We start from the raw sequence: 26,614 nt of genomic DNA, 5'->3' as shown, positions 1-26,614 counted from the left end.
GCATCTCGGAGGATGAACTAAAATTCAAGGATCTCTTTCTCTTTGTTTTTATAAATCTGGTCGATCTTGGCGATGTATTCGTCGGTGATCTTCTGAACCTGATCCTGGGCCTTGAAAGCATCGTCCTCGGCGATATCGCCGTCCTTCTTGAACCCCTTGAGCAGTTCGTTGGCATCTCGCCGGATATTGCGCGTGGCAACCTTGTGCTCCTCGCACATCTTGCTGACCACCTTGACCAACTCCTTGCGCCGTTCCTCGGTAAGCGGCGGAATCGAGATACGGATCAGCTTGCCGTCACTGGAGGGGGTCAGGCCGAGATCGGACTTCAAAATGGCCTTCTCGATCTCCTTGATCGCCGAGACGTCCCAGGGCTGGATGACGATCAGGCGGCTCTCGGGAACGGAAAGGGAGGCCATCTGATTCAGCTGTGTCTGGGTGCCGTAATAATCCACCCGGATTCCGTCCAAAAGGGACAGGGAGGCGCGTCCGGTGCGAATGCGTTTGAGTTCATTTTCCAGCGCACTGATCGTTTTGGCCATGCGCTCTTTGGTTTCCTGAAGGGTTTCATCGATCATGAGGTACCTCGTTGGAACGGGGTTAGCGCGTTGACGGGTCAGAGGATGGAACGTTCGCTGCGGCTTCAACCGCTGATGGTGGTTCCCACATCCTCTCCGCAGACCACTCGAAAAATGTTTCCCTTTTCCTTGAGATTGAACACCATCAGGGGCAGCTGGTTGTCCATGGCCAGGGAGATGGCGGTCATGTCCATCACCTTGAGCTGACGTTCCAGCACTTCCATGTAGCTGATGGTTTTGATGAAACGGGCATCGGCGTTGCGTTCCGGGTCACTGTCGTACAGCCCGTTGACCTTGGTGGCCTTGAGCAGGATCTCCGCGTGGATCTCCTTGGCGCGCAACACCGCCGCCGTATCGGTGGTAAAGTAGGGGTTTCCGGAGCCGGCGGCGAAAATCACCACGCGCCCCTTCTCCAAATGTCGCAGGGCCCGTCGCAAAATGTACGGTTCGGCCACCTGATGCATGGTGATGGCCGTCTGCACCCGGGTCTGGATGCCTTTTTTTCCAGGGCATCCTGCAGGGCCAAACTGTTGAGCACCGTGGCCAGCATGCCCATGTGATCGGCCGAGGTACGCTCCATGCCAAAGGAGGAGGCGGCAACACCCCGAAAAAATGTTTCCGCCGCCGACCACCACGGCCAGTTGGACGCCCAACCCGACAATCGAACGGACCTCTTCGGCGACAAAGGCGAGCATGTCGGGACAAATGCCGAAGCCTGATCTCCCATCAGGCTTCTCCGCTCAACTTAAGCAAGATCCGTTTGAATCGGGTGGCCACGCTATTCGGTCCCAATCTGGAATCTGGCGAAGCGTTTGATGGTGATTTTTTCGCCGGTCCGGGCAATGACTTCGTTAAGGTAGTCGGCAATGGTCTTGTCCGGCTCCTTGACGTATTGCTGGTTCAGCAGACAGTTTTCCTTGAAGAATTTATTCATCTTGCCCTCGGCGATCTTTTCGACCATCTGTTCCGGCTTGCCCATTTCGATCACCTGGGCGCGGTAGATCTCGCGCTCCCGGTCGATGATCGACTGGGGAACATCCTCGGCGGCGATCCCCACCGGATTGGTGGCCGCGATATGCATGGCGATGTTTCTGGCGAATTCGCAGAAGTCGTCGGTTTTGGCCACGAAATCGGTTTCGCAGTTCACTTCCACCATGACGCCGATCTTGCCGCCCATGTGGATGTAGGACTGCACCGTGCCCTCGGAAGTGGCCCGGCCCGCCCGCTTGGCGGCGGTGGCGATGCCTTTCTTACGCAGAAAGTCCATCGCTTTTTCAAGGTCGCCCTCACATTCGACCAGCGCGGCCTTGCAGTCCATCATGCCCGCGCCGGATTTTTCACGGAGTTCTTTTACTTTTGCTGCACTGATATCTGCCATCTGAATCACTCTCCCGTCCGTTATGCTTAAAAGGCTTACGCCTCTTCAGATGTTTCTGTGGTTTCGCCGGCAGCGGCGCCCTTGCGGATGATTTCGACCACCGGCCCGTCGGTGCCGTCGGAAATGACCTTGCGTTCACCCGGCTTGAGGTCGGCCGCGGCGTTTTCCAACTCGGCGCTTTCCTCCTCGCCCTTGTCGGTATGGGCCTGTTGACGTTCTTTATAGCGATCGCGTCCCTCGATGCAGGCATCGGCGATCTTGGAAGCCACCAGGCGGATGGCCCGGATGGCGTCATCGTTGCCGGGAATCGCGTGATCGATTTCGTCGGGATCGCAGTTGGTGTCCACGATCGCCACGATGGGAATGCCCAGACGCCGGCCTTCACGCACGGCAATGGCTTCGTTTTTCGGATCGATGATGAAAATCACCCCCGGCAGCTTGGTCATGCTGCGAATGCCGCCCAAGGTGCTGTCCAGCTTTTCCCTTTCCTTGCCCAGCTTCAGGCGCTCTTTCTTGGGGAAAAGATTGATGGATCCGTCATTCTCGATGGTATTGAGGTAGTTGAGCCGATCAATACTTTTTTTGATGGTCTGGAAGTTGGTCAGCATGCCGCCCAGCCAGCGGTTGTGCACGTAGAACATCTCGGCGCGGTTGGCTTCCTCGTAAATCGATTCGCGGGCCTGTTTCTTGGTGCCCACGAAAAGCACCGACTTGCCGTCGGCCACCGTGTTGACAACAAAGTCATAGGCGTCACGGAACATTCTCACGGTCTTTTGCAGATCGATGATATAGATCCCGTTTCTGGCCCCGAAGATGTAGGGTTTCATCTTGGGATTCCAACGCTTGGTTTGGTGGCCGAAATGGACACCGGCTTCGAGCAGCTCTTTCATTGTCACATACGCCATGATTTTCTCCTTGATGGGGTGGTTTTGCCTGCGCCCGCTTCGACCCTGAATCCGACTCTCCTGGGAGACCACGAAGAGCACCGGGATCCGGTCCACGGACGTGCGGTTTTAAAAACGAGTTTAGTTACCAAAAACACTATGGGCTGCAAGCTAAAAATGGTGCTCCATCACCGCCACGCGGTCAAGGCCGCTATAGTCCTTGATAATTCGGCAAGACCGGTAGCGGCCATCCGCGTCGGCCAGGGCGCGCACGGCATCGGCCTGATCGAAACCCAACTCGACGGCCAGCACGCCGTCGTCTTGAAGATAGTCGGGCGCCGCGTCGATAATCCGACGTAGGCAGGCCAGCCCGTCGGCATCGCCGTCCAGGGCACCGCGCGGCTCGTGATCACGGATTTCCCGCTGTAAGCCGGCGATATCCGCACTACGGATGTAAGGCGGGTTGGAAACGATCAGGTCGAAGCGCGCCCGTTGGGGCGCAAGGGCCGACAGCCAGTCGCCGCAGAACCAGTCGATGCGATCGGAAAGGTTGTGGGCACAGGCATTGTGGCGTGCCGTGGCCAAGGCGGCCATGGAACGATCCATGGCCACGAAACGGTGCCGGGGATGCTCATGGGCCAGGGCGATGATGATCGCGCCGCTGCCCGATCCCAGATCCAGCACCCGTTTGGGCGTCGCAGTGTCCGCCGCCAGGAACGGCAACACGGCTTCGACCAAACACTCGGTCTCCGGCCGGGGAATCAACACCGCCGAATTGACGGCCAAATCCAGGGACCAGAATTCCTTCCGTCCGGTAATGTAGGCCACCGGTTCGCCTCCCAGGCGGCGGCGGATCAGGCGTTTGAAAGCGCCGCGTTCGGCTTCGCCGAGGGGCTTGTCGTGGTTCAGGTAAAGATCGATGCGTCGCATGCCGAGGGCGTGGGCCAGAAGGATCTCGGCCTCGCTGCGGGCACTGTCGAACCCGTTGTCCGCAAAGTAGCCGGTCGTCCAGCGCACGAGTTCAAGAATGGTCCAGGAGGGACGGCTATCCGTCGACGCTTTCGGCATGCTGCAGGGCCTGGCTTTGGTAGTAGGTGGTCAGGGCATCGATGACTTCGTCTACATCGCCCTGGAGGATCGATTCCAAACGGTAGAGGGTCAACCCGATGCGATGATCGGTCACCCGTCCCTGGGGAAAGTTATAGGTCCGGATCCGCTCACTGCGATCGCCGCTGCCGACCTGGTTGCGTCGGTTTTCGGAGCGCTGCGCGTTCTGCTCGCGCACCATCTGATCCAACAGGCGTGAACGCAGCACCTTGAGCGCCTTGGCTTTGTTCTTGTGCTGGGATTTCTCATCCTGGCAGGTCACCACCAGCCCGGAAGGCAGGTGGGTGATCCGGACGGCCGAATCCGTGGTGTTGACGCTCTGGCCGCCTGGCCCCGACGAGCGGTAGACATCCACCTTCAAGTCGTTGGGGTCGATGCTGAGCTCGATCTCCTCGGCCTCGGGCAGCACGGCAACCGTCACCGCAGAGGTATGAATGCGGCCCTGGGTCTCGGTGGTGGGCACCCGCTGAACCCGATGAGTGCCGCTTTCGAACTTCAGACGGCTGTAGGCGCCTTTGCCGTTGATGTTGGCGATGATCTCCTTGAGTCCGCCCACACCGGTGGTGTGATGATCCAGGACCTCCACCTTCCATCCGCGGGCATCGGCATAACGCTGGTACATCTTGAACAGGTCACCGGCAAAAAGCCCGGCTTCGTCCCCGCCCGTGCCGGCCCGGATCTCCAGGATCACGTTTTTGTCGTCCAGCGGATCCTTGGGGATCAACAGGATCTTGAGTTCGTCCTGCAGCCGCGTCTTTTCCTGCTCCAGACGATCGACTTCCTCGGCGGCCATTTTCTTGATTTCCGGGTCCTCGTCATGGAGCATCTCGAGGCTGTCATCGAGCTCCCGATCCGTGCGCTTGTATTCCCGAAAGGCGGCAACGATCGGGGCGATCTCGGCATGCTCGCGGATATACTTTTGGTACAAGTCGCGGTTCTGAACCACTTTCGGATCGGACAAGAGCCGTTCCAATTCCTGAAAACGGTCTTCTACGCCTTTAAGTTTGTCGAACATATCCCACCATCAAGGGTTGACGGGAGACCGCCTTTACACCCTCCAGCGGTTGTAGCAACGGTCGGCCGTTCACTGGGTCAAAAAATGATTGAAATCGGGACAGACGGGTCCAGGGCGGGCAGGCTCCGGTGCCGGCCTGCGACACGGACACCGGATGCAGCCTGAAGGAAGACAGGACGAAGGCGCTACTGGTTCTGGAATTTTTCGTACTTTTTTCTGAACCGCTCGATACGGCCGGCCGTATCCACCAGCTTCTGTTTGCCGGTGAAAAACGGGTGGCATTTGGAACAAATTTCCACACGAATGTCCTGCTTGGTCGAGCCGACTTCGATGGTGTTGCCGCAGACGCACTGAATGGTCGTCTTCTGATAATCCGGATGGATGTCGGTTTTCATTGGTATTTCAACCCCCTGTGAATAATTTAGGCATTCATGGAATCCAAGAACTCGCTATTATCCTTGGTTCCGTTCATTTTTTCAAGCAAAAATTCGAGGCTATCCGAAGGATTCAAGGAGGCGAAGAGTTTGCGCAGGATCCAGACCCGGTTCAGGGTATTTTCATCGAGCAGCAGTTCTTCCTTGCGGGTGCCGGATTTCTTGATGTCGATGGCCGGGAAGATTCGCTTGTCGGCCAGGCGGCGATCCAGCTGGATCTCCATGTTGCCGGTGCCCTTGAACTCCTCGAAGATGACTTCGTCCATGCGCGAACCGGTATCGACTAGAGCGGTGGCGATGATGGTCAGGCTGCCGCCTTCCTCGATATTCCGGGCGGCGCCGAAAAACGTTTGGGCCGCTGCAGGGCATTGGAGTCCACACCACCGGAAAGGATCTTGCCGCTGGGCGGCATCACCGAGTTGTAGGCACGGGCCAGACGGGTGATGCTATCCAGAAGGATGACCACGTTTTTCTTATGCTCCACCAAGCGCTTGGCCTTTTCGATGACCATTTCGGCCACCTGAACGTGCCGCTCGGCCGGTTCGTCAAAGGTCGAACTGATCACTTCCCCCTTCACCGAGCGCTGCATGTCGGTCACCTCTTCCGGACGTTCGTCGATCAACAGCACGAACAGAACGATGTCCTTGTGATTCTTGACGATGCAGTTGGCAATGCACTGCAACAGCATGGTCTTACCGGAACGGGGCGGTGAAACGATCAGCCCGCGCTGGCCGAATCCGATGGGCGTCAGCAGATCCATGATACGGGCGGAGTAGTTTTCCGATTCGGTTTCCAGATTGATCTTGTGGTCCGGATAGAGCGGAATCAGGTTGTCGAAGAGGATCTTTTCGCGGGCGACTTCGGGGTCTTCGTAGTTGACGGCCTCCACCTTGAGCAGGGCGAAGTAGCGCTCGGACTCTTTGGGCTGGCGGATCTGACCGGAAACCGTATCCCCGGTTCTCAGATTGAAACGCCGGATCTGCGATGGCGAAACGTAGATATCGTCCGGACCGGGCAGGTAGTTGTAATTCGGCGCCCTTAAAAACCCGAAGCCGTCGGGCAGGATTTCCAGGGTTCCCTCGCCGAAGATCAACCCGTTCTTTTCGATTTGCGCCTGAAGCAGGGAGAAAATCAGCTCCTGTTTGCGCATGCCGGCCGCACCATCGATGTTGAGCTGCTTGGCCAGCTTGGTCAGTTCATTGATCTTTTTGTTTTTCAGTTCAACGATGTTCATCAAAACACCCCATTTTTAGTAGTCTTTCACCCGCACCCCGTACGGTGAGAACAGACATGGGAAGGCTGTCCGTCCATGCACCCCGTCCGCATCGCCATCTTACGATTCTGTGTATGTTTCGGTTGTTTCAGACAGGACCTAAGAAATTTCACAGCAATCATGCATATCGGCAGCCTGCTGCAGTCGTTGACTATTCCCCCTGCCCCGCTTCGTTATCGCCCCCGCCCACCGCGCTCAGCCATCTTCGGCAACACACGACGATCTTCCTGTATACAAAAAGCAACAGTCCTCCGTTTCCCGCAGCCTGTGACGGCAGTAAGATTCTGCCCTATTCCGGCAAATCGAAAGCATGATGAAACGGTGCCTTTCGGGTGGTTAAAATCGGGCTGTTGGTTTTTGTGGAGGAATAAGCGTGTTTATGCGATAGAAGTTACTTGAATTACCCCATCAGTGGGGGCTGATCGCGATTTTCTTCAATTTTGTTATACTATGCACTGGTCAGTGTCAAGCAAATTTGGAAGCTCCGAAAAAAGCCTTTTTTTCGGTGTTGCAGCCACTTATTGGCGGCCAACCGAAGATCCTGACCGATGAACCCATATGCAAAAATTGATTGACATCCACTTTGACTTCCTCCCCGATCCGATCGATGGCATCTACCTGGTCGGCGGCTGCCTGCGTGACATGCTGATCGGGCGCCCGCCCAGGGATATCGACCTGGTGGTTGAAGGCGATCCCGCCCGGACGGCCGCACGGATCGCCCAACGGACCGGCGGCCGGCTGATCGATCTGGGCAAAAAGGAATTCTCCGTCTTCCGGATCGTCTCCGCATCGGCGGTCATCGATATCACACCGCTGGCGGGTGCCACCATCGCATCGGACCTCGCCGCCAGGGATTTCACGCTCAACGCCCTGGCCTTCGATCTGAAGTCCCGGCGGCTGGTGGATTGCACCGGCGGACTGAACGACATCCGGCAAGGCATCATCCGCATGGTCGCCGAGACCGCGTTCGTCAATGACCCGGCCCGCTTGGTACGGGCCTATCGCCTGGCGGCCGAGCTCGGCTTCAGCATCGATCCCCAGACCCAGGCGGTAATTACCCGGCACCGCCAGCGGATCGCCACCGTCGCCGGAGAACGGGTCTGGGCCGAACTGGTAAAAATTTTCAAGGTTGACGACTCCGCCGGCACGATTCGCGGCATGGCGGCCAGCAACCTGCTGACAGCCATCTTCCCCGAGCTCAAGCCCACCATCGGCTGCACCCAAAACCGGCATCATCGCTTCGATGTCTTCGAGCACAGCCTCAGGGCCTATGAAGCCGTGGAAGGCCTTTTTTCCGAATTCGACACCCGTTTCCCGGACTTGGCCGATATCGCCAGCGAGACCGATCTTGCAAACGACGTTTACCTTTTAAAGTATAGTGCCCTGCTCCATGATGTGGGCAAACCGCCGACCCGACAGTGCGATGCCAGCGCAGCGGTGCATTTTCCCGGACATGCGGTAAGCAGCGCCGACATGGCCGCCGTTATCGGTCGGCGCCTTAGACTGTCCGCCGACCAACAGCAATTCAGCGACGCCATCATCCGCCATCACATCCGTCCCCTGTTCCTTTTCATCGCCTGGCAGAAGAGCACCCTTGGCCCCAATGGTCAGATCCGTTTTTTCAGGCATTGCGGACGGCATTGCCTGCCAATCATTGTCCACGCCATGGCCGACACCCTGGCCAAGCATACGACACCGACCCGGCAGGACGCCGCTCTCATCGATTTCTGCTACCACCTGGGAAAAGCCTTCGCCGTTTATCGGCAGCGGCAACGCACCAGCAGGCCCCTGATCAACGGTCGCGACCTGATCACCGAACTGGGTTTGTCGCCGGGTCCCCAGTTCAAACAGATCCTCAATCGCGTCGACGAACAGCGGCTTGCCGGAACACTGACCAGCCGGGAGCAGGCCCTGGCATGGGTCCGTCGCCACCTGACCGACAGGCATCTCGACCCCGATGCTTGACAAGCATGCAGCATTCCTGTACGAACGCGGGTTATAGTATTCAAGATAATGTTTTTGGCAAGGCCAAAGGAGGAAGCTGTATAAACAATACCGCGACGACCGATAACGCAGCCCCCAAATATTATCTTGAACACTATAGCTGGAGATTTGATGCTTCGGTACCAGCCCACCTATCATCAATCATTGCAAATGAATGTGGCCGACCGCCACAATACATAGAAAAGCACGGCACCCGGTGAGCGACCGGCAATGATCAGGTCCCATGACCGCCAGATGCCGACATCGCGGTGCGATTGGTATTTTCAATAATCCTGTCTTTTGCGAGCAGGAAACAGAAAGGAGAAGGTGAATGAACATCTTGTTTTTTGGTCCCAATGGCAGCGGCAAAGGCACCCAGGGCGCGATTTTGAAAGACAAATACAACACCCCCCACATCGAATCCGGAGCCATTTTCCGTGAAAACATCGGCAAGGGAACCGAATTGGGCGCCCAAGCCAAAGCCTACATCGACAAGGGCGATTTGGTACCCGATGAAATCACCATCCCCATGATTCTCGACCGCCTGAAACAGGACGACTGCAAGAACGGCTGGCTGCTGGATGGTTTCCCCAGAAACAAGAACCAGGCCATCAAACTGGACGAAGCCCTGAAAAGTGCCGGCATGGCGCTGGACATCGTCGTCGAGATCCTGCTGGACCGCGAAATCGCCAAAAATCGCATCATGGGCCGTCGTCTGTGCGTGAATGACAACAACCATCCCAACAACATCTACATTGACGCCATCAAACCCAATGGCGACAAATGCCGGGTGTGCGGCGGCGATCTGAAGACCCGCAGCGACGATCAGGATGAATCGGCCATCAACAAACGCCACGACATCTACTACAACACCACCGATGGCACACTGGCATCGGCCTACTACTTTAAAGATTTGGCTGCCAAGGGGACCGGCATGAAATACATCACCCTGGACGGTACGCCCAGCGTCAAGGATGTTACCGCCGAACTGGTTTCCAAACTGTAGATTGATCCATCCGCGTCCAAACACCGGCGGTGAAGCTCCATAGCGCGAGCTTCACCGCTTTATGTTTCGACGATCCGACACGACGATTGCGGAAAAGCGTTTTTTTTGCCCAACCGCCGGTCGATTTCTCTGGCCGGGATGTGTCTTTCCCGTCGACGGTTTTTATGGGCCTGTCAACCTTTGACTTGCAATCGCGTCCCACATTTGTTAAAGAAGAAGTTTACCAAAAAAATAAATAACCATCATGGTTGAAACGATCCTGAACAGCGTCGATCCGATGGGAAAAAGGGGGGTTGATCCAGTTTGAAAGCAATTGAAGTCAAAGTCTTCGATAACGATCTCGAAAAAGCCATGCGGATTCTGAAAAAAAAGATTCAGAACGATGGTCTGTTCAAGCGGCTGAAGCTGAAGAAAAGCTACGAAAAGCCCAGCGAATACCGCCGCCGCAAGGAACGTGAGGCGCTTCGTCGGCAGCGCATCGCCGCCGCAAGAAGCCGGAGATATCGTTAGTGACAGCCCGTTAGACCCAACGACCCGGCTGGGACCGAGTTTTCCCGCCGGGTTTTTGTTTTTGCGCCAACGACCGTTAAATCATCTTGAGCGAAGCCATCTCATCGCAAGCAGAGGCCTGGTGACGGGCGGAAGTTTTTTCCGTGGTGCCACAAGGTTTGTTTGAACATACAAATGGGCTTACACCAGGCTCATCCAGCCTGTCCATATCTGCCTGAATAAAAAAAAGCCAACCCGCGTCCAACCCTGTCAGCGCATAACCCGTTTAACCGTAAGTTCCTTTGTAATCAAGGAGTTGCCCGTATGACGACCCACGCTTACGCCGAATGTCTCAAAGCCATGTACAGCATGCGCCGATTCGGTATCATTCTCGGTCTTTCAACCATCAGCAATATCCTGGCGGGTCTGGGCAATCCCCAACAGACCTTTTCGGCAATCCACATTGCCGGCACCAACGGGAAGGGATCCGTGGCATCGTCCCTGGCAACGATTCTGCAAAAAGCCGGCTACCGTGTCGGACTTTACACCTCCCCCCATCTGATCCGCTTCAATGAGCGCATCTGCATCAACGGGACGCCCATCTCCGACGATGCCGTGGTGGCGTCATGGGAGGCGGTCAAATCGGTTCATGTGGGCGAGCGCGAACCGACCTTCTTTGAATTCTCCACCGCCATGGCATTTCATGAATTCAGTCGCCAGCAGGTGGACTGGGCCGTGATCGAAACCGGCATGGGCGGGCGAATGGACGCCACCAACGTGCTCGAGCCGAAAGTTTGCGTGATCACCAATATCTCCCTCGAGCATAAAACCTATCTGGGCAACACCATCAAGGCCATCACCGGTGAGAAGGCGGGCATCATCAAACCGGGTATTCCCGTCGTCACCGGGGTCGGACAAAAGGCGGCCAAGGCTGTGATCGAAACTGAAGCCATTCGCCAATCCGCCCCTCTCTTTCTCAAAGGCCGCGATTTTCGGGTCCGCCGGTCCAACAATGGCCGTTTTTCATATGCGGGTATCGATCACTGGTGGTCCGGGCTGCAAACCGGTCTTCTGGGGAAGCACCAGGTGGACAACGCCGCACTGGCCCTGGCGGTCAGTGAACTTCTCATGCGCAATGACGAGAATCTTTTAAAGGATCACATCCAGTATGGTCTGGAACAGGCCCGTTGGCCGGGCCGTTTGGAAGTGGTTTCCCAAAATCCCATCGTCATCCTGGATGGGGCACACAACCTCATGGCGGCCAGGCAATTGGGCCGCTATCTACAAGACACCCTGGCCGGCCGACGCGTTACCATGGTCGCCGGAATCCTCGACGACAAACCCTACGAAGCCATCCTGAAGGATTTGGTCGCCCCCTGCGCCCGGCTGATCATCACCCAAGCCAAGATCGACCGTTCCCTCCCCCCCGAAACCCTGGAGGCGGCGGCGCGACCGTTGGTATCGGAAGTCGAAATCATCACCGATGTGGGCACGGCCGTTCGCCATGCCATCAACACATCCGGACCCGACGATGCCATCTGTGTGGCCGGGTCCTTGTATGTGGTCGGAGAAGCCAAGGCCGAGCTTGAGAAATCCGCTGATTCGCTTTATCCAATATAAAACGACCTTGACTTAAGGGACGTTATCCTCTATTTTCCCTCACCACGTTGCGCCCGTAGCTCAGTGGATAGAGCACCAGCCTCCGGAGCTGGGTGTCGCAAGTTCGATTCTTGCCGGGCGCGCCAATGAAATCAAGGGCTTAGATTAATTTCTAAGCCCTTTTTGATTTCATGCTTTAGCTGTCCCCCACCCTATCCCCCACCCATAAAAGCTAATTTTAAGCGTTTCAGGCTTAAATTTGGGGGACCCTGCCCACCTCCTTGACTGTAAAGCTATGCACTCAGATCTAAAAGTGTGGTGGGGGATAGATTCGTCCCCCACCATCCATCCATCCGGTCCAGGGGCGGGGCTGATCCAAATTGCAATCGTTTGCAGATATGGGGGCCGGGGTTCCATGGATCGATTTTAAGATTAGGGCCGAGAGGTGTCAACTTATTGGTAGGCTTCGAACTCTCTGAAATTTCCGAACCTGTCAAAAGGTGAATTTCATTGATTTTACTGTAAAATTGTGTTGGGTGTGTATTGCAGGGCAAGGTTGATATTAAAATAGGGAAAATTTTCCCGAAAATCCCTTCGATATCATATATATCAGGGAAAAATTACCTGATAATCAATGATTAAGTGGTACCATAATGCTTAGAAAAAAAATGTTCAATAAAGATTATGAGAATGTTTCTATCTCTAAAGCAAATTTTTTACCACTTTTTGTATTATTCGTCTCTATTTTTTGCATATGGATTCTAAGCGGAATAAGTATTTTATTTTTTATCCCGGACTGGAATGTCCGTGGAATATTTGGTGACATGTTCGGCGCAATTAATTCTCTTTTTGCCGGTCTGGCATTGGGTGGCATTATTTACACTATTATGCTCCAAAGAAAAGAGCTTGAATTACAAAGACACGAACTAGAGCTTTCAAGATCTGAAATGAAACGAAGTGCTGATGCACAAGAGCAATTGCATAAAGCAAGCATATATCAGGCAAATATTATGAAACATACTGCAAGATTAAATGCCCTTACAAATGTAATTGAAGTATATAGCGATGAACTACGATATATACATAAAAGGATAAATGATGGAAGTGATCTTGAAGATAAATATAACTTTTTACAAAATAAAAGAAGTGAAGCAATAAAAATGGTCGGTGAGGTGCAGAAAAAGTTAATGAATATGAGCAATAATTAATAACCATATGGGGATAGATCCACTTAACCATTGGTTAGTGTGGGACCGCAAAAGAACGCGGTCCCACAACCAGTCGTTATAACTTTTAAGCGAGATAAGAGAATAAAACGATGTTTCTAACAATTCTTTCAGGTGTCGCAGTATTTATATTGGGACAATTCATTTTGAAACTAGTTTTAGAACCAATCGTATCGTTAAAAACAGTTTTTGGTGAAATTTCAGCTTTATTTCTTAGAGAGCAAGCTAAAATTACAAACGCAAACTGTTCCCAAGAAATACAAAATGAGATCAAACGCCTTTCAGCTTCAATTTTGGCAAACAAACAATCAATTCCTTATTATGGCTTTTTCGCTTTTATTTTGCGTATGCCAAACGAAGAGGAGCTCCTAAAGTCTTGTGGCTCATTAAACATTATCTCTTATCAAGTAATTAAGGATGATAAAGGGGCGGCTGAGTCGGCCTCAAAGATTTATGATGAAATGAAAAAAGTAAGTAAAAATTTAAGAATCACCATTGAATATGGTGGGTAAGTTATAACGCGTCGCTGGTGAGGACGGCTAACCATTATGCTTACAAAATAAACATACATGACTTAAAAAATTATAATGTTATGGATTTAGATTAAAAATTGGTCTGTTAATAATATTTTATTTCTAAATATTTAGGAAAAATATCAGTAGCTGGAGCTTGAAATAGGAACAATTATGGACGTACTTGACGCAGTTAATGAAATTATCAATAAAAATCCAAATATCAATTTGCTAACATTTACAAAATATCCAAAGCAAATCCTTATTCAGAATAGAATTAAGTTAAATGTGATAGATGAAAAATTCATTTCTGCTGCTCAAAGCATTCGAAATAATTTTAGCCTCCCATTTTGGGATTCTTTAATGTTATCTTTTTTTGACAAAGAAAATGTATCCATTGAGTTATTATCAAGTGCCTTATTACACAATAAAAATACAGATAAAATAAGAACTCGTAAAATAGAAGATATAAGAATCTTTTTAGACAACAATCCAAAAGATAATTTATCTTTAAATTCTGAAATTTTTTTAAACGACAATTCTATTAAACATCTTTTATTACTTGATTTTCACATCTTTCCATCAACAAATAATTTCAAAATTGTCTATGATATTTTATGCATTCTTAATGTACATGGCTATATATTAGATAGTGGTGAGTCATATCATTTTGTAAGTAATTCTTTTTATGAATTAGACTCTTTACTCGATTTACTTGCAAAAGCTTTGTTGTTTTCCCCCATAATTGACAGGGCATGGATTGCCCATCAAATACTTGAACGTTCCTGTTCTTTACGAGTGGGGGAAAAACACAATATCACACCGACTGTTATTAATAAGGTTTAAACCATGAACGAGACAAGATATGAAAAAGAATGGATGAAAAAACTAGATCCCAAACGTTTCCGACCTTCAAAATCAACAAAAGTCCCCAAACACTGGAATCCTTTTAACAGCGATTATTCTCGTATATCAATGTCTGCACCATTTAGACGATTACAGGACAAAGCACAGGTTTTTCCATTAGAACCAAATGATTTTGTGCGAACTAGGCTAACACATTCTATTGAAGTTTCCGGTGTTGCTCGAAGTATAGGTGTTCTCGCAGAAAAATGGTTGTTGGAAAATGGTCATTTGAGTCAAGATAAAATAGGCCACATACCATCTATTCTTGCCAGTGTCGGTTTGGCTCATGACATTGGGAATCCACCTTTTGGTCATTTTGGTGAAAAATGTATACAAGTTTTTTTTAAGAAAAATGAAGAATTACTTAAAGATTTAAACGAGATGGAAAAAGCTGATTTACTGAATTTTGATGGTAATGTTCAGGGATTAAGATTATTGTTAAGGCTTGGTCTTGCCTCAGATGAGTTTTCATACAATTTAACCTTTCCTACATTAGCAACAATTGTTAAATATCCAAAAGATTCTATTACAGGCAATCAAAGAAGTAGTAAAAATATAAGCCTTAAAAAATATGGATTTTACCAAACGGATAAAGATAAATATGAGGAAATAAATTATACATTGCAATTATCTCACGAAAGACACCCTTTATGCTATCTTTTAGAGGCAGCAGACGACATATGTTATTCTGTATCAGATATTGAAGATGGCTTCAAAAAAAACACCATAACTTTAGATTTTCTTTTAGATAATTTAAGTGAAAAATACATACATGATAGCGAATGCTCAGTTTTATATAATAAAATTATAAAAATGAAAAAAGATTATAAAAATTTTGAAAACAAAAATTCTTTAATCGCTCAAGAGTGCAGAATTTTTGCTCAAACAAAAATGATATATTCTGCAATTGAATGTTTTAAAAATGAACATGAAAGTATTATTAATGGGAGATTCAATAACGAGTTACTAAAATGTTCTTCATCAAAATTGCTTAGAAATTTTTTAGCGATATAGCTAAAAATAATTTCAACCATGAAGATGTCCTCAAAAGAGAACTTCTTGGTGAAACTGTAATATCATATCTTTTAGAAAAACTATCTCATGCTGTATTGTCTGATGATTATTCTAATTCAAAAACTGTTGACGGGAAATTTTATAGTTTGCTTTCACATCAATCAAAATATGCAAAGGAAAAAACGGTCTATAGTAATGAAAAATATCTTAAATTACTTATGGTCATAGACTTCGTAGCAGGGATGACAGATACTTATGCTTTAACAATGTATAAAGATTTATGTGGATCTAATTAACCAAATATCAAAGCCGAATATATAACTATAATTACAGCATAACCCGTCACTCAAGCGGATTCGGTGGGTTTCCGCTGCGCTCAACTCCACAGAACCACTTAGCTCTACGTTAGGTATTTTCCAAGGTTAAAGAACTCTAAAATTTATTTCTTGGGCCGTTTCTTTTTGGTTGTGTACCGCTCCCACCTTTTCTGGTTCACTTTGTCCCGGTTGCGTTCATAGTATCGCTTGGACTTGGCAACGTTCGCTTGTTTCCGTTCCTCATCGGTCATCTTTTTCACCCCATCCATTTCGACAAGCACGGATAACAACCGGTTAACAGCATTGTGATATGTCTTGCTGATATTGTGGGGATGGTCCCCATAAAAATCGGCAATTTCTTGATAGGTCCATTCCCCGAAAAACCGTTTGATGAAAACGGACGTTTGCTTGGTTGTTAGCGGCGGCCTGACAATGCACAATTTATGGCGGTCTGGAAATGCATGATCCCGAGAAGGGAATTTGGGTTGCCGGAACTCTTTTTCGAGGTATCCAGCAACCTGTTTCTGTGGCCCTCACCGCGTAAGACCGCCGCAACGGGCATCAGAAGGGGAGCCTTCGAGGGGATTCCTGCCAGCTCCACGGTCCACCGGATCCCCGTGGAAGGCCCGTCTATGCTTTTGTCGGGTATTGCTTCGATTGGCGTCAAAAACAATCAAGCGGCTTGATCGATATGAATACGGGGAGTGATGTTTTCACGCTCGGCACACGCCTTGATAACCGGCACAATGCTTTCCAATGTCGGATTCCCAGACGGCCCGAGCATCCGGCTGATGGCCGGTTTGTGTTTCCCGAGCTTTTTGCAAATGTCATCCATGGCCCCGGCGGCGTTAATGTAGTCGCGGAGCATCAATTTGCCGGCCGTGATCTCACCATCCAGGATCATGTTGATGGCTTCGACGATCAGCCCTTTACGAAAATCGGGATCGTTTTCCGCCCTGGCGACAACCAACTCTTTAAATTCTCTTGAAAGCGGCATTACTGTTCCCCCTTTCGCTTGCGTTTCTTGTAATCCGCCCAATATGCTTGGGCCTTTTCGATATCCGCACCCTGCGACCCTTTTGCGCCACCAGACAACAGGATTATCAACCGTAACCCATCCCACCCGTAATAGTAGATCCGGTATCCAGGTCCCCAATGAATCCTCAGTTCGGACACGCCTTTGCCGACTGACTTTGAATCACCTTTGTTGCCGGTTCTTAGACGCGTTATCGCCGCCGTGATTTTGACTGCTGCCATTCCGCTCAGCTCATTAAAAAACCTCGCAAAGGGTTTCCGGCCTGATCCATCTTCGTAATATCGAACCTCGATCTCTTCGTGCTTTTTCATATTATTAACGTATATGTTATCATTGTCAAGGTTGATAGTGGGCTATTTGTTGCCGGATCCGTTAAGCTTGGCCGTCTTCTTCTCGCCGGCAATGCTGTTCATGTGAGAGGTTTTAAAATGCACTGGAAAAACATCAGGCTCCGTTACAAGCTACTTGGAGCGTTTGGTATTGAACTAATCTTGGCTATCGTCATTGGTCTGATAAGCAGCAACGGAATCGGTGGCATCAGCCAAAATGCACAGGCCGTGATCATGGGAACCCAACTGGACAGGCTGCTTGCCCAGAAAGAAATCGACCATCTCAATTGGATGAGCCAAGTCAACCGCCTTTGGACCGATTCACAAATGAAGGCAATCGGGGTGGAGACCGATGATCACCGGTGCGGGTTTGGCCAATGGCTGTACGGACAAGACCGTCGGCAACTGGAGGCAGCCCACCCGGAGCTGGCGGGGTTGATCGGCAGGATGAAACAACCCCATCGCGAATTGCACGAATCCGTCACGGAAATCAACCGATTGATGGCGGCCCATGCGGACAGAGAGTCCGGGTTGGCGGCGGCGGGGACGGTCTTGCGTGAAAAGACCCTGCCTGCCTTGGCCCAGGTCCAGGATCTTTTTCATGCCATCCGAAAATCGGCCGGTGAGAAAATCATGACGAATTCCACGCTTCTGGAAAAGGCGCGCCATACCGGTCGCAACGTTGTCATATCCACAGTCGTTGCCGTTGCCATCGGCCTGTTACTGGCCATTCTGATTGCAGTCTCGATCTCTCATCCGATACGGATGTCCACGGGTGATTTTACGCAACATTTGGACATCACCGGCAAAGATGAAATCGGCCAATTGGCTGAATCGCTGAACGTCCTGGTTACCCATCTCGTGAGGATGACCCGGAATATTAATAACAGTGTGGCGACCATGGATACCGCCTCCACCGAGTTAAGCAGCATCTCGGGGCAGATGAGGCAAGGATCCGAGCAGACTTCGGACAAGGCCAACATGGTGGCCACGGCGGCCGAGGAGATGAGTGCCAACATGAACAGCGTGGCGGCGGCCAGTGAACAGGCCGCCAGCAATGTCGATATTGTGGCCAGCGCCACCGAGGAAATGAGCACCACGGTAGGAGAAATTGCCCGGAATTCCGAAAAAGCCCGTTCCATTACCACCGAGGCGGTTGCTCAGGCCCAGGACGCCTCGATCAAGGTCGATGAATTGGGCGCGGCAGCAAGGGACATCAACAAAGTTACGGAAGCGATTACCGAAATATCGGAGCAAACCAATTTGTTGGCGCTCAACGCCACCATTGAAGCCGCCCGCGCCGGAGAAGCTGGAAAAGGGTTTGCCGTTGTCGCCAACGAGATAAAGGAACTCGCCAAGCAGGCAGCCATCGCCACCAACGAAATCAAACAGAAAATCAATGGGATACAGACGTCCACCAGCGACACCGTCGAGAAGATAAGAATGATCTCCGCGGTTATCGTCGAAGTCAATGAGATTGTGACGGGCATTGCGGCGGCGGTGGAAGAACAATCAACGGCCACCCAGGAGATTGCCAGCAACGTGTCCCAGGCGTCTCAGGGCATCCAAGAGGTTAATGTAAATGTTTCACAAAGCTCGGTGGTTGCCGGCGATATCACCAAGGAGATAGCCGGTGTGGACCTGTCCGCCAAGGAAATGGCCACCAGCAGTTCCCAGGTTCATGTCAGCGCGCAGGATCTCTTGAAGCTTTCCAGCCGACTGACCCAAACGATCGCGCAATTTAAAATACCCGCCGCATCGTTTGATATCGGCGAAGTCAAGGGGGCGCATCTCAATTGGCGGTCACGGCTTGAAGGCTTGCTGCATGGAAGCGGGACCTTAACACCGCAAGAGGTCAATAGCCACCATGAGTGTGCCTTCGGCAAATGGTATGACAGCCCTGAAGGCCAGGCACTCAAGCAGAACCAGGCTTTTTCGGCCGCAGGTCATCACCACGAGAAGGTTCATGTATATGCACGGCAAGTCGTCGATCTTTTCCATCAGGGAAAAACGGAGAAGGCGGCGGCATTAATGAAAGCCTTTGAAAAAGAGCGTGAAATGCTCTTTGCGACCCTTGATGAGCTTTATTTGGCCTGATGGATAGGGATCGTGAAACTGCGGATGCGCTCGATCGCCTTGTCATAATCGTAGGAATCGATGTAGGCCCCGACCTCGGCGCTCACCGCCGCCGGCAGATACGGTCGGGCCGCGGCAAAGCTCAGTGCAATGGCCTCAGGGTCCGCCAACTGAAGTCCCCCGACCAGTCGGTCCAGCGTTTGCGATCGCTGGGCCGGATCGGCTGGCGGCGAATCGGTAATGGGTGCCGATGGAACGGGTGGAAGCGTTTCGATGCCACCGCGCACCTCGGCGAGAAGCAAGATGGCTTCCGCGGTCAGAACCGAAATGTTGTTCTCATTGCGCTTGGCAGCATCGGCCAGGGCTTCTTCGAGTTTCTGGGTACTGATTGCCAGGGCCGTGGCCCCGATGTTGGCAGCACTGCCCTTGAGGGCATGCGCCAGCTGGCGCAGGGATTCGTAATCCCTTCTCCCCCAAAGCATTTCCAGCGTGGCAGCCGTGTCGGCGTTGTGCGCGGCGAACCCCGCCAGGATTTTCAGAAACGTCGATGGGGCCAGCCTTAGCGCATCCACGGTTTCGCGTACGCGAATGCCCGGGAGGTAATCAGGCAATACGCCGACATCGCTTTCAACACCGGCAGGCACAGGAGCCGATACCGGCAGGGGACCTGCGAGGCGCTTGATGTTTCGCCAGAGTGCGTGGAATAGACGATCCTGGTTGATGGGTTTGGAAACATATCCATCCATGCCTGCCGCCAAGCACTGTTCCTCGTCGCCTTTCATGGCGTGGGCGGTCATGGCGATGATGGGAATCTGATGGACAGACGGGTTGTCGCGGATGGCGCGGGTGGCCTCGAAGCCGTCCATTTCCGGCATTTGGATATCCATCAGGACCGCATCGTATGTGCCGGCCGTGACCGCAGTGACGGCCTCACGGCCGTTGGTCGCGGTGGCCACCTGGATGCCGACGGATTCCAGAACCGCCGTCGCGATTTCCCGGTTGGTTGGATTGTCTTCGACCAGCAGGACACGACGACCACGCAGGCGCTCCCCGTAGATGGATTCTCGGGTGGTGAAACGGTTACGCGTGATTTCGCTTTTCACGGCCGTTTTGCCGAAGGCGTTCATCACCGCGTTGAACAGCTCGGACGGGTAGATCGGCTTGGCCAGAAAACCGTTGATGCCCGCTTTTTCAGCCTCTTCGCGAACTCCCGGTGCCTCGAAAGCGGTCATTAGCAGGATAACCCTGTCGCGCTTCATGGTGCGGCGGATGTGGCCTGCGGCGGTTAACCCGTCCATGCCGGGCATCTTCCAATCCATCAGGATCAGGTCGAAGGGTTGCTCGTCCACCGCGTCGGCCTGCAGTATTTGCAGTGCCTTTTCGGCCGACTCGACGGTCTTGACCAGGAAACCGAAACTGTTCAGCATCCGCTCCATGATCATCCGGTTTTCTTGACAGTCATCCACCACCAACACGCTGATGTTCCTCAGGGACGACGGTGCTTTTAAGGTCGGCGGCACCACGCCGGCACAGCGTTCGAAGCCAGCCGTGAAGGTGAACGTGCTGCCTTTGCCCAGGGTGCTTTCGGCCCAGATTCTGCCCCCCATCAGGCACACCAGTTTTTGCAGATGGCAAGCCCCAGGCCAGTCCCTTCGTATTTACGGGTCATGGAGCCATCTGCCTGGATGAAGGGTTGAAACAGCAGCGGCAAATGCTCCGGCGCGATGCCGATGCCGGTGTCCTTGACGGAAATCTTGAGAAATACAGTCTTATCGGTTTTTTCCGCAGCGCCGATACGCACCAGGATCACGCCGCCCTTTTCGGTGAATTTGACGGCGTTGCTGACCAGATTGGTGAGAATCTGCTGCAGGCGCAGGGAATCGCCGACCAGTACGGCCGGAAGCCCGGGGGCGATATCGACCAGCAGTTCGATTCCGCTTTCGGCCACTTTGGAATGAAAGGCGTCCAGCACCCGGTCGAGGATCTCGTCCAGCATGAAGGGGCGCGCTATCAGCTCCATTTTTTCCGCTTCGATTTTGGAGAAATCCAGGATGTCGTTGATGATGCCTAGCAAGGAATAGGCCGACGTGTGGATAATTTTGAGATAACGCACGGTCTTGTCGGGCAGTTTTTCGTTGAGTGCCAGTTCGGCCGCAGCAATCACACCGTTCATGGGAGTTCGGATTTCATGGCTCATGGTTGCCAGGAATCTGCTTTTGGCCAGATTAGCGGTCTCGGCTTCATCTTTGGCCTTCTGCAATGCTTCTTGCGCGGCATTATGAAAGTATTCGCTAAACCGATTGATGGTGTATTCCAAACATCCGTTGAGCTTTTGGAAAGCGGCGGTCAGCGCATCACCGTGTAAGGCAGCGACAAGCAATGGGGTTAAAATCGTTCGATAAATTTCAAACGCCCGCTGTACCTCCGACAGGGTGAAACCACCCGCCAATCGCATCTTGCAGATATTTTCAATAAATTGATCGATCCTGCCATAGTCCTCGTTGACGATGATGTCAAAATTCGCTTCACAGGCCTTTGAGGTAGTCGTCAGCAATTCCTCAAATGGACGATCGGCGTAACTCCCACCGACCGCCGTTTGGATGCGCTGGGCCCATTCGTGAGGCAGGCGTTTGGACTGATGCTGTAGGAGTTCAATGAGGTTCATGGCCCTTCGTGGCTGTCCGCCCGCAACGGTTGAATTCCCGTGAATGCTGTGAGGCAACACGTGCTGACGTTCTGCATTGCAAAATTTGTCAAGCACCAGGACTTGATGGACTCGTAAAAAGCAGCCTACCCCTTGCGGGGCACTCAGCCAGCAGATAACAGGCGCGAGGAGCGAAGTACGCACGACAGCAAAACGGAAGGTGATACGCGTTCGGATGGTGATCGAGTTGCCTCTGTCCATATCCTAAAATATGTTCGCAAATGATCGTGTGGCTGTCAATTAGTCAAATGGGTGTTGGTTGGAGTGCGCAATGGACGCTGGAAAGAAAAAGTCAAAACCATATTTCAACCCATCTGTGTTATGGCACACGCCAATCTGCATTTCATCCCTGGACATATTCTGCAATTTCGTTAAGATCCGATAGATTCAAAAGAATCGCGAAACAATCGATGCATGGAGGCCTAAAAGATGCAGGGCAACGATACCCATTTGAAATCCATCGGCTATATTCTGTGGATTTTCGGTTTCACCGGGTCCCATCGGTTTTATTATGGCAAACCCATCTCCGGGACGATCTATTTCTTCACCTTGGGCTTGCTGGGCATCGGTTGGTTGGTGGATCTGTTCCTGATCCCGGCCATGGATCGCCAGGCCGACATCCGCTTCCGGTCCGGACCGGTCAACTATACCGTCGCCTGGGTACTGCTCACCTTTTTGGGGCTTTTTGGCATCCACCGCATGTACATAGGGAAATGGCTGATCGGCATCGTCTACCTGCTCACCGGCGGAATTTTCGGTGTGGGGGTGCTGTACGACTTCTGGACGCTGAACGATCAGATCACGGTGATCAACGGTGCATAGGGCTATCGCTTGATTTAGGTCTCAATCCGCATGACGACGAAGAAACGCTGTGCCACCGAGCCGATTCATCTGATCCATGATCTGCCACGTACGGCGAACCACGTAATGGGAAGGGTGCGCCGCAGACATGCGACGGGGTGCCGGCAATATTGCCGCCAGGGTGGCGGCCTGTCTCCGGGAGAGCCGACTGGCCGGACGCCCGTAGAAACGCTGGCTCGCCGCTTCGACGCCGAACACGCCGGTACCCATCTCGGCGATGTTCAGATAGACGGTCAGGATGCGCTGCTTGGGCCAAAGCATTTCCACCATTAGCGTAAAATAAACCTCCAGCCCTTTTCTCACATAGCTGGCGCCAGACCAAAGGAACAGGTTCTTGGCCACCTGTTGGCTGATCGTGCTCGCCCCCCGGGGGCGTTTGCGCGTACGGTTCTCCTCGATGGCGTCGGCAACGGCCTTGAAATCGATCCCCCAATGGGAAAAAAAATTCTGATCCTCCGAAGCGATGACGGCCAGGGCGGCATTGGGCGATATGCGCGCCATGGGAACCCAGCGGTAATCGACGCTGGTGCCGGAAAACCATTGCCTTAACATAAAAGCCGAAGTCGGTACGGGAACCCAGCGAAAAAGCAGGGTGATCGCCACGCTGGACAGAAACACGCCGCCTGCGGCAAGGATCAATCGCCGCCGCAGGCGTATCCAGAAGGATTTATTTTTCGATTTGCGTATTGCCATGGCCGTCTTCCCTGCGGGTTCTTCTATAACGCATCAAGCCCGCAGGGATCAACAGGCCGGAAAAAAACGGCGCACGATTCGGCCACTTGATCGTATCGATCAGAGAAATCCGGAATTCTGAAAATCGACGGTCGTGGAGGCGACCAGGGCCTCGTTTTGATCTTCGGTAAGGCTCAGTTCGTTAACCAACGACGCAATCTCCGCCTGCATGGCCGGTGTCGCCGGTTGCCCCTGCGCACCGTGGCAGTGACTCAACAGATTCGCGTAGGCGGCAATGGCGGCCAGACGGCGGTCTCCATTGGCCTGCTGGACAGTATGATGGTAGGCCACGCACAACTTGGCGGAGGCAGGCATTTTCCATTTATCCATCAAAAGCACGCCAATGACCTGCCGCTCCGCCGCGATGCTGGAACATGCATCTTGGCGTCGCAGATTCTGAATCTGCCGGTAGGCATCACTTTCGGTAAGCATGATCACCAGCTTGCCGATGTCATGCACCACCCCGCCAACAAAGGCTTTCTCCGGGTCATCGAATTCGATGGCGGTGGCGATCCGCCGGGCAGCCAAGCCACACTCGGCGGCATGCTGCCACAGGGCCTGCCCCCAACTTTTGAGATGGGGATGGGTCTCCAGGAAATAGCTCTGCATGGAGGCCGCCAGAATCAGGCTTTTGGTGGTTTTCGATCCCAGTCGGGTTAGGGCCTGCTGCAGGGATTCGACCCGTTTGAGCCCCCCATAAAGCGCTGAATTGCTCACGCGGATCAGTTTGGAAACCAGGGACTGGTCCTTTTCGATCACCGCTTCAAGCGCCTGCACAGAGGAATCCGGATCCGCCAAAAGGTCCAGGGCCCGCGTAACCAGCGTGGGTAACGGCGGCAAATCTTCGACCATGGCCACCAAACGTGCCGGTGCCGATCCGTCCTTTGGTGCCACCCCAGGCGTATCGGTGGCATCAAAAGGCCGACCGACCACATTCTTCAGGCGGTTGCGGTGGGTACGCTGATCGCCGGCCCCGGGCATCCAGGAGAGCAGTTCCAGATAGTGCTGGGGAGAAAGGCCATCGAACGTCTTGCGGGTAAAGGCATAAAGAAAAACGCTGACCTGGCCCTGGCTGATGATGGGAATCAAGGCGCATTCACCGGCCGGGGATTCCCCGGAGAGGCGGTCGAGCAAGACGGACGGAAACGTTTCGCCGATAAACCCCACGCCGGACTGGGATACCGCATGGGCCACGGCATCCTGCGCCAGCGAACCCAGCTGACCTTTGTACGAACGCTGAACAGCCCCCTGGCCGGGCAGCCGAATGATCTTCTTGCAATGAACCACCTGTCCGTCCCGGGCGGTGAGGATCAGCATGCCGTCGTAGAACGCCTTGCAGAAGTTGACCAGCGCCTCAAGCTGTTTAAGCGGATCGCTGGTCAGCATCATCTTCTTCATCGCCTGTCGAAACGCCCCGAAAAGCGGATCCAGGGATAGCCCGGAAGGTGATGGCGCGCGCTCATTAGCCGGCGGCAGGAGGACAAGGGTTTCGCGCTCGATCTGTTCCCTGACGATTTCCATGGCCGCATGGCTGTCCAAAGGGACTTTTTCGATCAACTGGCGGACGCTCCGACAGCCGCCAGCCACCCGCAGCACCATCTGCGCGTCAGCCGAAAGGTGCTCGGATGCGGATCTTTCCACCAAGGTATACCCGCGATCCAGGGAAACGATGCTCTTTTCAAAATCACGGAATTCGTCGGACTGGGCGGCGAAACGAATGGCCACGGCGCCTGCATCCAGACAGGTTTGGCCGCCATCCGGGTCGATGGGTGTATCCGTAAAATGAAACGCGCCATGCTCCAATAAAAACGTCTCCAACAATACTTCCTGCATTCCCAAAAGGAGAATATCGGCGATGTCGGCCAGGGGGAAGAAAGCCAACTGAGCCAGAATCGTCCGGATGGGAATTCCGGCCTCAGTCTGGATCCGGCGAATGCGCTGGACCTGTGCGGCCGTCAGGTGGCGACGGAAGATCAAGGCCTGGAGAATTTTGGCATCGCCGCGGCTGGATTGTGCATTGATGACATTACCGTTTTGAAAACCCAGGGCAATCACGCGCTGGTCTACGACAATGGAGAAGACCCCGTTCAGGCCTAGCTGTGACAGGAACATGATCGCATCGGCAGGGTGGTATTTGCTCAAGTCGCCGTTAAATATCATCTTTACCTCACTGGAAAGTATCGCTGGAATTCATTTCGACCCTTTTCCGGTGAACTTGAACAGATATTTAACTGACTGAAAATATAAGGAGAGAACCGTTACCCGGGTAACCGGTAAAACCGTTTGGCAGTATCGTGAAACAGCGACGCGAGAAGGGGTTCGGGCAAATCATGGCCGCGGCGGCAGCGAACCACGTCCTCGAAGAATTCGCTGCCCGAATCGGTGTTGCCCATGATACGCCCGAAGCGGGCAGACTCGCCGGCCACGATACGCTTCATTTCATCCCAGGAGGTCTTGACCGGGCTGAGGGTGATGCCGGCCCAGAATCCGGCATCCAGTACCTGGGCGATGGTATGGTGGGTGCAATGGTCGACCACCAGGCGTTCTTTGAGATCGCTGAAATCTTCGAGCATGGTCAGGGTCTGGGCGGTCATCGCCGGTTTGTTGGCCCGGGGCGTGTGCACACCGACAACCTTTGTCCGGGCCGGCTTGCTGCGACCGAGCTCGAGTTGGGCGTAAAGAATTTCCTTTTCCCGGACATCGCCGGTTTCCAGACCGATTTCACCGATTCCCAGACAACGCGGATCATCAAGGGCCCGCGCCAATAGGGCGGCGATCGCTTCCGGCGTCAAGTCTGGTGGGATGGATCGCGGGTGCACGCCGGCAAGGTAGTAGCAATTCAGACCGCCGGCCGCTTGGGTGTGCACGCAGGCCGCCTTTTGATCCAGGCAGGCCGAAAAACGCGCCACGGAGTCAACACCTTCAAAATAGGCCCATGACACCACCGTACAATGGTTGGCCTTGAGCCATGGGATGCGTTGGGGATGATGCCGGACAATCAGGTCGAGGTGGACATGGCTGTCAATGATGGGCGGCGTTGTCGTCATGGAAGAAACCTCCTTGAAAACGGCAGATGTGGATGCCACAATAAAGCACTGTCTGATCAAAAAGTCCATGCTGCCGAGACCCAGTGCGCATCTAACCGTCCACCATCGTTA

The 26,614-nt window shown here is 52.8% G+C and carries 27 protein-coding genes and 1 tRNA gene; 12 read left to right on the top strand and 16 right to left on the bottom strand.

Features of this window, described 5'->3' with window-relative positions; all coding sequences use genetic code 11:
- Nucleotides 1-17 precede the first annotated feature (17 nt).
- From frr to rho, 9 genes are all read right to left on the bottom strand, one after another.
- Nucleotides 18-575, bottom strand: a complete 558-nt coding sequence (gene frr / locus JCM12296_RS06400) for a ribosome recycling factor (RefSeq protein WP_054691113.1) — start codon at nt 573-575, stop codon at nt 18-20.
- A gap of 65 nt (nt 576-640) precedes the next feature.
- The gene (locus JCM12296_RS06395) at nt 641-1,270 is read right to left on the bottom strand and encodes a uridine monophosphate kinase (protein ID WP_083455900.1); all 630 of its coding nucleotides are present in this window, start codon (nt 1,268-1,270) and stop codon (nt 641-643) included.
- 83 nt (nt 1,271-1,353) lie between these two features.
- A complete protein-coding gene (tsf, locus tag JCM12296_RS06390; RefSeq protein ID WP_054691142.1) occupies nt 1,354-1,953 on the bottom strand; it encodes a translation elongation factor Ts in 600 nt (199 codons plus the stop codon).
- 35 nt (nt 1,954-1,988) lie between these two features.
- Nucleotides 1,989-2,858: a 30S ribosomal protein S2 gene (gene rpsB, locus JCM12296_RS06385; protein WP_054691111.1), complete on the bottom strand. Its 870-nt coding sequence runs from the start codon at nt 2,856-2,858 to the stop codon at nt 1,989-1,991.
- Nucleotides 2,859-3,008: 150 nt separating this feature from the next.
- Nucleotides 3,009-3,905, bottom strand: a complete 897-nt coding sequence (gene prmC, locus JCM12296_RS06380; RefSeq protein WP_054691109.1) for a peptide chain release factor N(5)-glutamine methyltransferase — start codon at nt 3,903-3,905, stop codon at nt 3,009-3,011.
- A complete protein-coding gene (gene prfA / locus JCM12296_RS06375) occupies nt 3,883-4,959 on the bottom strand; it encodes a peptide chain release factor 1 (protein WP_054691108.1) in 1,077 nt (358 codons plus the stop codon). The genes prmC and prfA overlap by 23 nt, the downstream gene beginning before the upstream one ends.
- Before the next feature lie 185 nt (nt 4,960-5,144).
- Nucleotides 5,145-5,354: a 50S ribosomal protein L31 gene (gene rpmE / locus JCM12296_RS06370; RefSeq protein WP_054691106.1), complete on the bottom strand. Its 210-nt coding sequence runs from the start codon at nt 5,352-5,354 to the stop codon at nt 5,145-5,147.
- A gap of 26 nt (nt 5,355-5,380) precedes the next feature.
- Nucleotides 5,381-5,659 (bottom strand): hypothetical protein, encoded by a 279-nt coding sequence (locus JCM12296_RS51315; RefSeq protein WP_479690853.1) that lies wholly within the window; start codon nt 5,657-5,659, stop codon nt 5,381-5,383.
- Between the two features lie 38 nt (nt 5,660-5,697).
- Entirely contained in the window at nt 5,698-6,627 is a 930-nt protein-coding gene (gene rho / locus JCM12296_RS06365) for a transcription termination factor Rho (protein WP_479690852.1), read from the bottom strand.
- 597 nt (nt 6,628-7,224) lie between these two features.
- On the opposite strand from rho, the gene JCM12296_RS06360 reads away from it, so the two are divergent.
- From JCM12296_RS06360 to JCM12296_RS50240, 10 genes are all read left to right on the top strand, one after another.
- Nucleotides 7,225-8,631: a CCA tRNA nucleotidyltransferase gene (locus JCM12296_RS06360; RefSeq protein WP_054691103.1), complete on the top strand. Its 1,407-nt coding sequence runs from the start codon at nt 7,225-7,227 to the stop codon at nt 8,629-8,631.
- A gap of 349 nt (nt 8,632-8,980) precedes the next feature.
- Complete coding sequence (locus tag JCM12296_RS06355) at nt 8,981-9,655, top strand: adenylate kinase (RefSeq protein WP_054691101.1); 675 nt, start codon at nt 8,981-8,983, stop codon at nt 9,653-9,655.
- A gap of 303 nt (nt 9,656-9,958) precedes the next feature.
- The gene (rpsU, locus tag JCM12296_RS06350; RefSeq protein WP_054691100.1) at nt 9,959-10,165 is read left to right on the top strand and encodes a 30S ribosomal protein S21; all 207 of its coding nucleotides are present in this window, start codon (nt 9,959-9,961) and stop codon (nt 10,163-10,165) included.
- A gap of 303 nt (nt 10,166-10,468) precedes the next feature.
- Nucleotides 10,469-11,764, top strand: coding sequence for a bifunctional folylpolyglutamate synthase/dihydrofolate synthase (locus tag JCM12296_RS06345; RefSeq protein WP_054691097.1), 1,296 nt, complete (start codon nt 10,469-10,471; stop codon nt 11,762-11,764).
- Nucleotides 11,765-11,813: 49 nt separating this feature from the next.
- Nucleotides 11,814-11,889 (top strand) — tRNA-Arg (locus tag JCM12296_RS06340).
- Between the two features lie 507 nt (nt 11,890-12,396).
- A complete protein-coding gene (locus JCM12296_RS06335; protein WP_054691095.1) occupies nt 12,397-12,951 on the top strand; it encodes a hypothetical protein in 555 nt (184 codons plus the stop codon).
- A 110-nt stretch (nt 12,952-13,061) separates the two neighbouring features.
- Nucleotides 13,062-13,481: a hypothetical protein gene (locus JCM12296_RS06330; RefSeq protein WP_054691093.1), complete on the top strand. Its 420-nt coding sequence runs from the start codon at nt 13,062-13,064 to the stop codon at nt 13,479-13,481.
- A 174-nt stretch (nt 13,482-13,655) separates the two neighbouring features.
- Nucleotides 13,656-14,327, top strand: coding sequence for a primase 1D-like protein (locus JCM12296_RS06325; protein ID WP_054691091.1), 672 nt, complete (start codon nt 13,656-13,658; stop codon nt 14,325-14,327).
- 3 nt (nt 14,328-14,330) lie between these two features.
- Nucleotides 14,331-15,401 (top strand): dGTP triphosphohydrolase, encoded by a 1,071-nt coding sequence (gene dgt, locus JCM12296_RS36020; protein WP_083455899.1) that lies wholly within the window; start codon nt 14,331-14,333, stop codon nt 15,399-15,401.
- A gap of 95 nt (nt 15,402-15,496) precedes the next feature.
- Entirely contained in the window at nt 15,497-15,697 is a 201-nt protein-coding gene (locus JCM12296_RS50240) for a hypothetical protein (protein ID WP_157067412.1), read from the top strand.
- A gap of 694 nt (nt 15,698-16,391) precedes the next feature.
- Here the strand turns inward: JCM12296_RS50240 and JCM12296_RS06310 are convergent.
- Both JCM12296_RS06310 and JCM12296_RS06305 read right to left on the bottom strand, forming a co-directional pair.
- Nucleotides 16,392-16,715, bottom strand: coding sequence for a helix-turn-helix domain-containing transcriptional regulator (locus tag JCM12296_RS06310; protein WP_054691083.1), 324 nt, complete (start codon nt 16,713-16,715; stop codon nt 16,392-16,394).
- Nucleotides 16,715-17,065 (bottom strand): type II toxin-antitoxin system RelE/ParE family toxin, encoded by a 351-nt coding sequence (locus tag JCM12296_RS06305; RefSeq protein WP_213183994.1) that lies wholly within the window; start codon nt 17,063-17,065, stop codon nt 16,715-16,717. Before JCM12296_RS06305 ends, JCM12296_RS06310 begins: the two co-directional genes overlap by 1 nt.
- Nucleotides 17,066-17,317: 252 nt before the next feature.
- Between JCM12296_RS06305 and JCM12296_RS06300 the strand changes: the two genes are divergently transcribed.
- Nucleotides 17,318-19,180 (top strand): methyl-accepting chemotaxis protein, encoded by a 1,863-nt coding sequence (locus JCM12296_RS06300; RefSeq protein ID WP_172683786.1) that lies wholly within the window; start codon nt 17,318-17,320, stop codon nt 19,178-19,180.
- Here the strand turns inward: JCM12296_RS06300 and JCM12296_RS06295 are convergent.
- On the bottom strand, nt 19,168-20,766 hold the full coding sequence (locus JCM12296_RS06295) for a response regulator (RefSeq protein ID WP_157067411.1): 1,599 nt from the start codon (nt 20,764-20,766) through the stop codon (nt 19,168-19,170). The two genes, JCM12296_RS06300 and JCM12296_RS06295, sit on opposite strands and share 13 nt — an antisense overlap.
- On the bottom strand, nt 20,766-22,064 hold the full coding sequence (locus JCM12296_RS06290; RefSeq protein WP_083455896.1) for a sensor histidine kinase: 1,299 nt from the start codon (nt 22,062-22,064) through the stop codon (nt 20,766-20,768). Before JCM12296_RS06290 ends, JCM12296_RS06295 begins: the two co-directional genes overlap by 1 nt.
- Before the next feature lie 228 nt (nt 22,065-22,292).
- Between JCM12296_RS06290 and JCM12296_RS06285 the strand changes: the two genes are divergently transcribed.
- Nucleotides 22,293-22,685, top strand: coding sequence for an NINE protein (locus JCM12296_RS06285; protein ID WP_054691076.1), 393 nt, complete (start codon nt 22,293-22,295; stop codon nt 22,683-22,685).
- Between the two features lie 21 nt (nt 22,686-22,706).
- Here JCM12296_RS06285 and mtgA read toward each other — a convergent pair whose 3' ends face one another.
- The 3 genes from mtgA to JCM12296_RS06270 form a co-directional block, all read right to left on the bottom strand.
- Nucleotides 22,707-23,417, bottom strand: coding sequence for a monofunctional biosynthetic peptidoglycan transglycosylase (mtgA, locus tag JCM12296_RS06280; RefSeq protein WP_054691074.1), 711 nt, complete (start codon nt 23,415-23,417; stop codon nt 22,707-22,709).
- Between the two features lie 99 nt (nt 23,418-23,516).
- Complete coding sequence (locus JCM12296_RS06275) at nt 23,517-25,616, bottom strand: HDOD domain-containing protein (protein ID WP_054691072.1); 2,100 nt, start codon at nt 25,614-25,616, stop codon at nt 23,517-23,519.
- Between the two features lie 98 nt (nt 25,617-25,714).
- Nucleotides 25,715-26,503 (bottom strand): TatD family hydrolase, encoded by a 789-nt coding sequence (locus JCM12296_RS06270; RefSeq protein WP_054691070.1) that lies wholly within the window; start codon nt 26,501-26,503, stop codon nt 25,715-25,717.
- Nucleotides 26,504-26,614: the final 111 nt, after the last annotated feature.

The organism is Desulfosarcina cetonica JCM 12296 (assembly GCF_001311845.1).
Taxonomy (GTDB): domain Bacteria; phylum Desulfobacterota; class Desulfobacteria; order Desulfobacterales; family Desulfosarcinaceae; genus Desulfosarcina; species Desulfosarcina cetonica.
The sequence above is the reverse complement of the archived record's forward strand: the minus strand, read 5'-3'. Positions and strand labels throughout refer to the sequence as shown.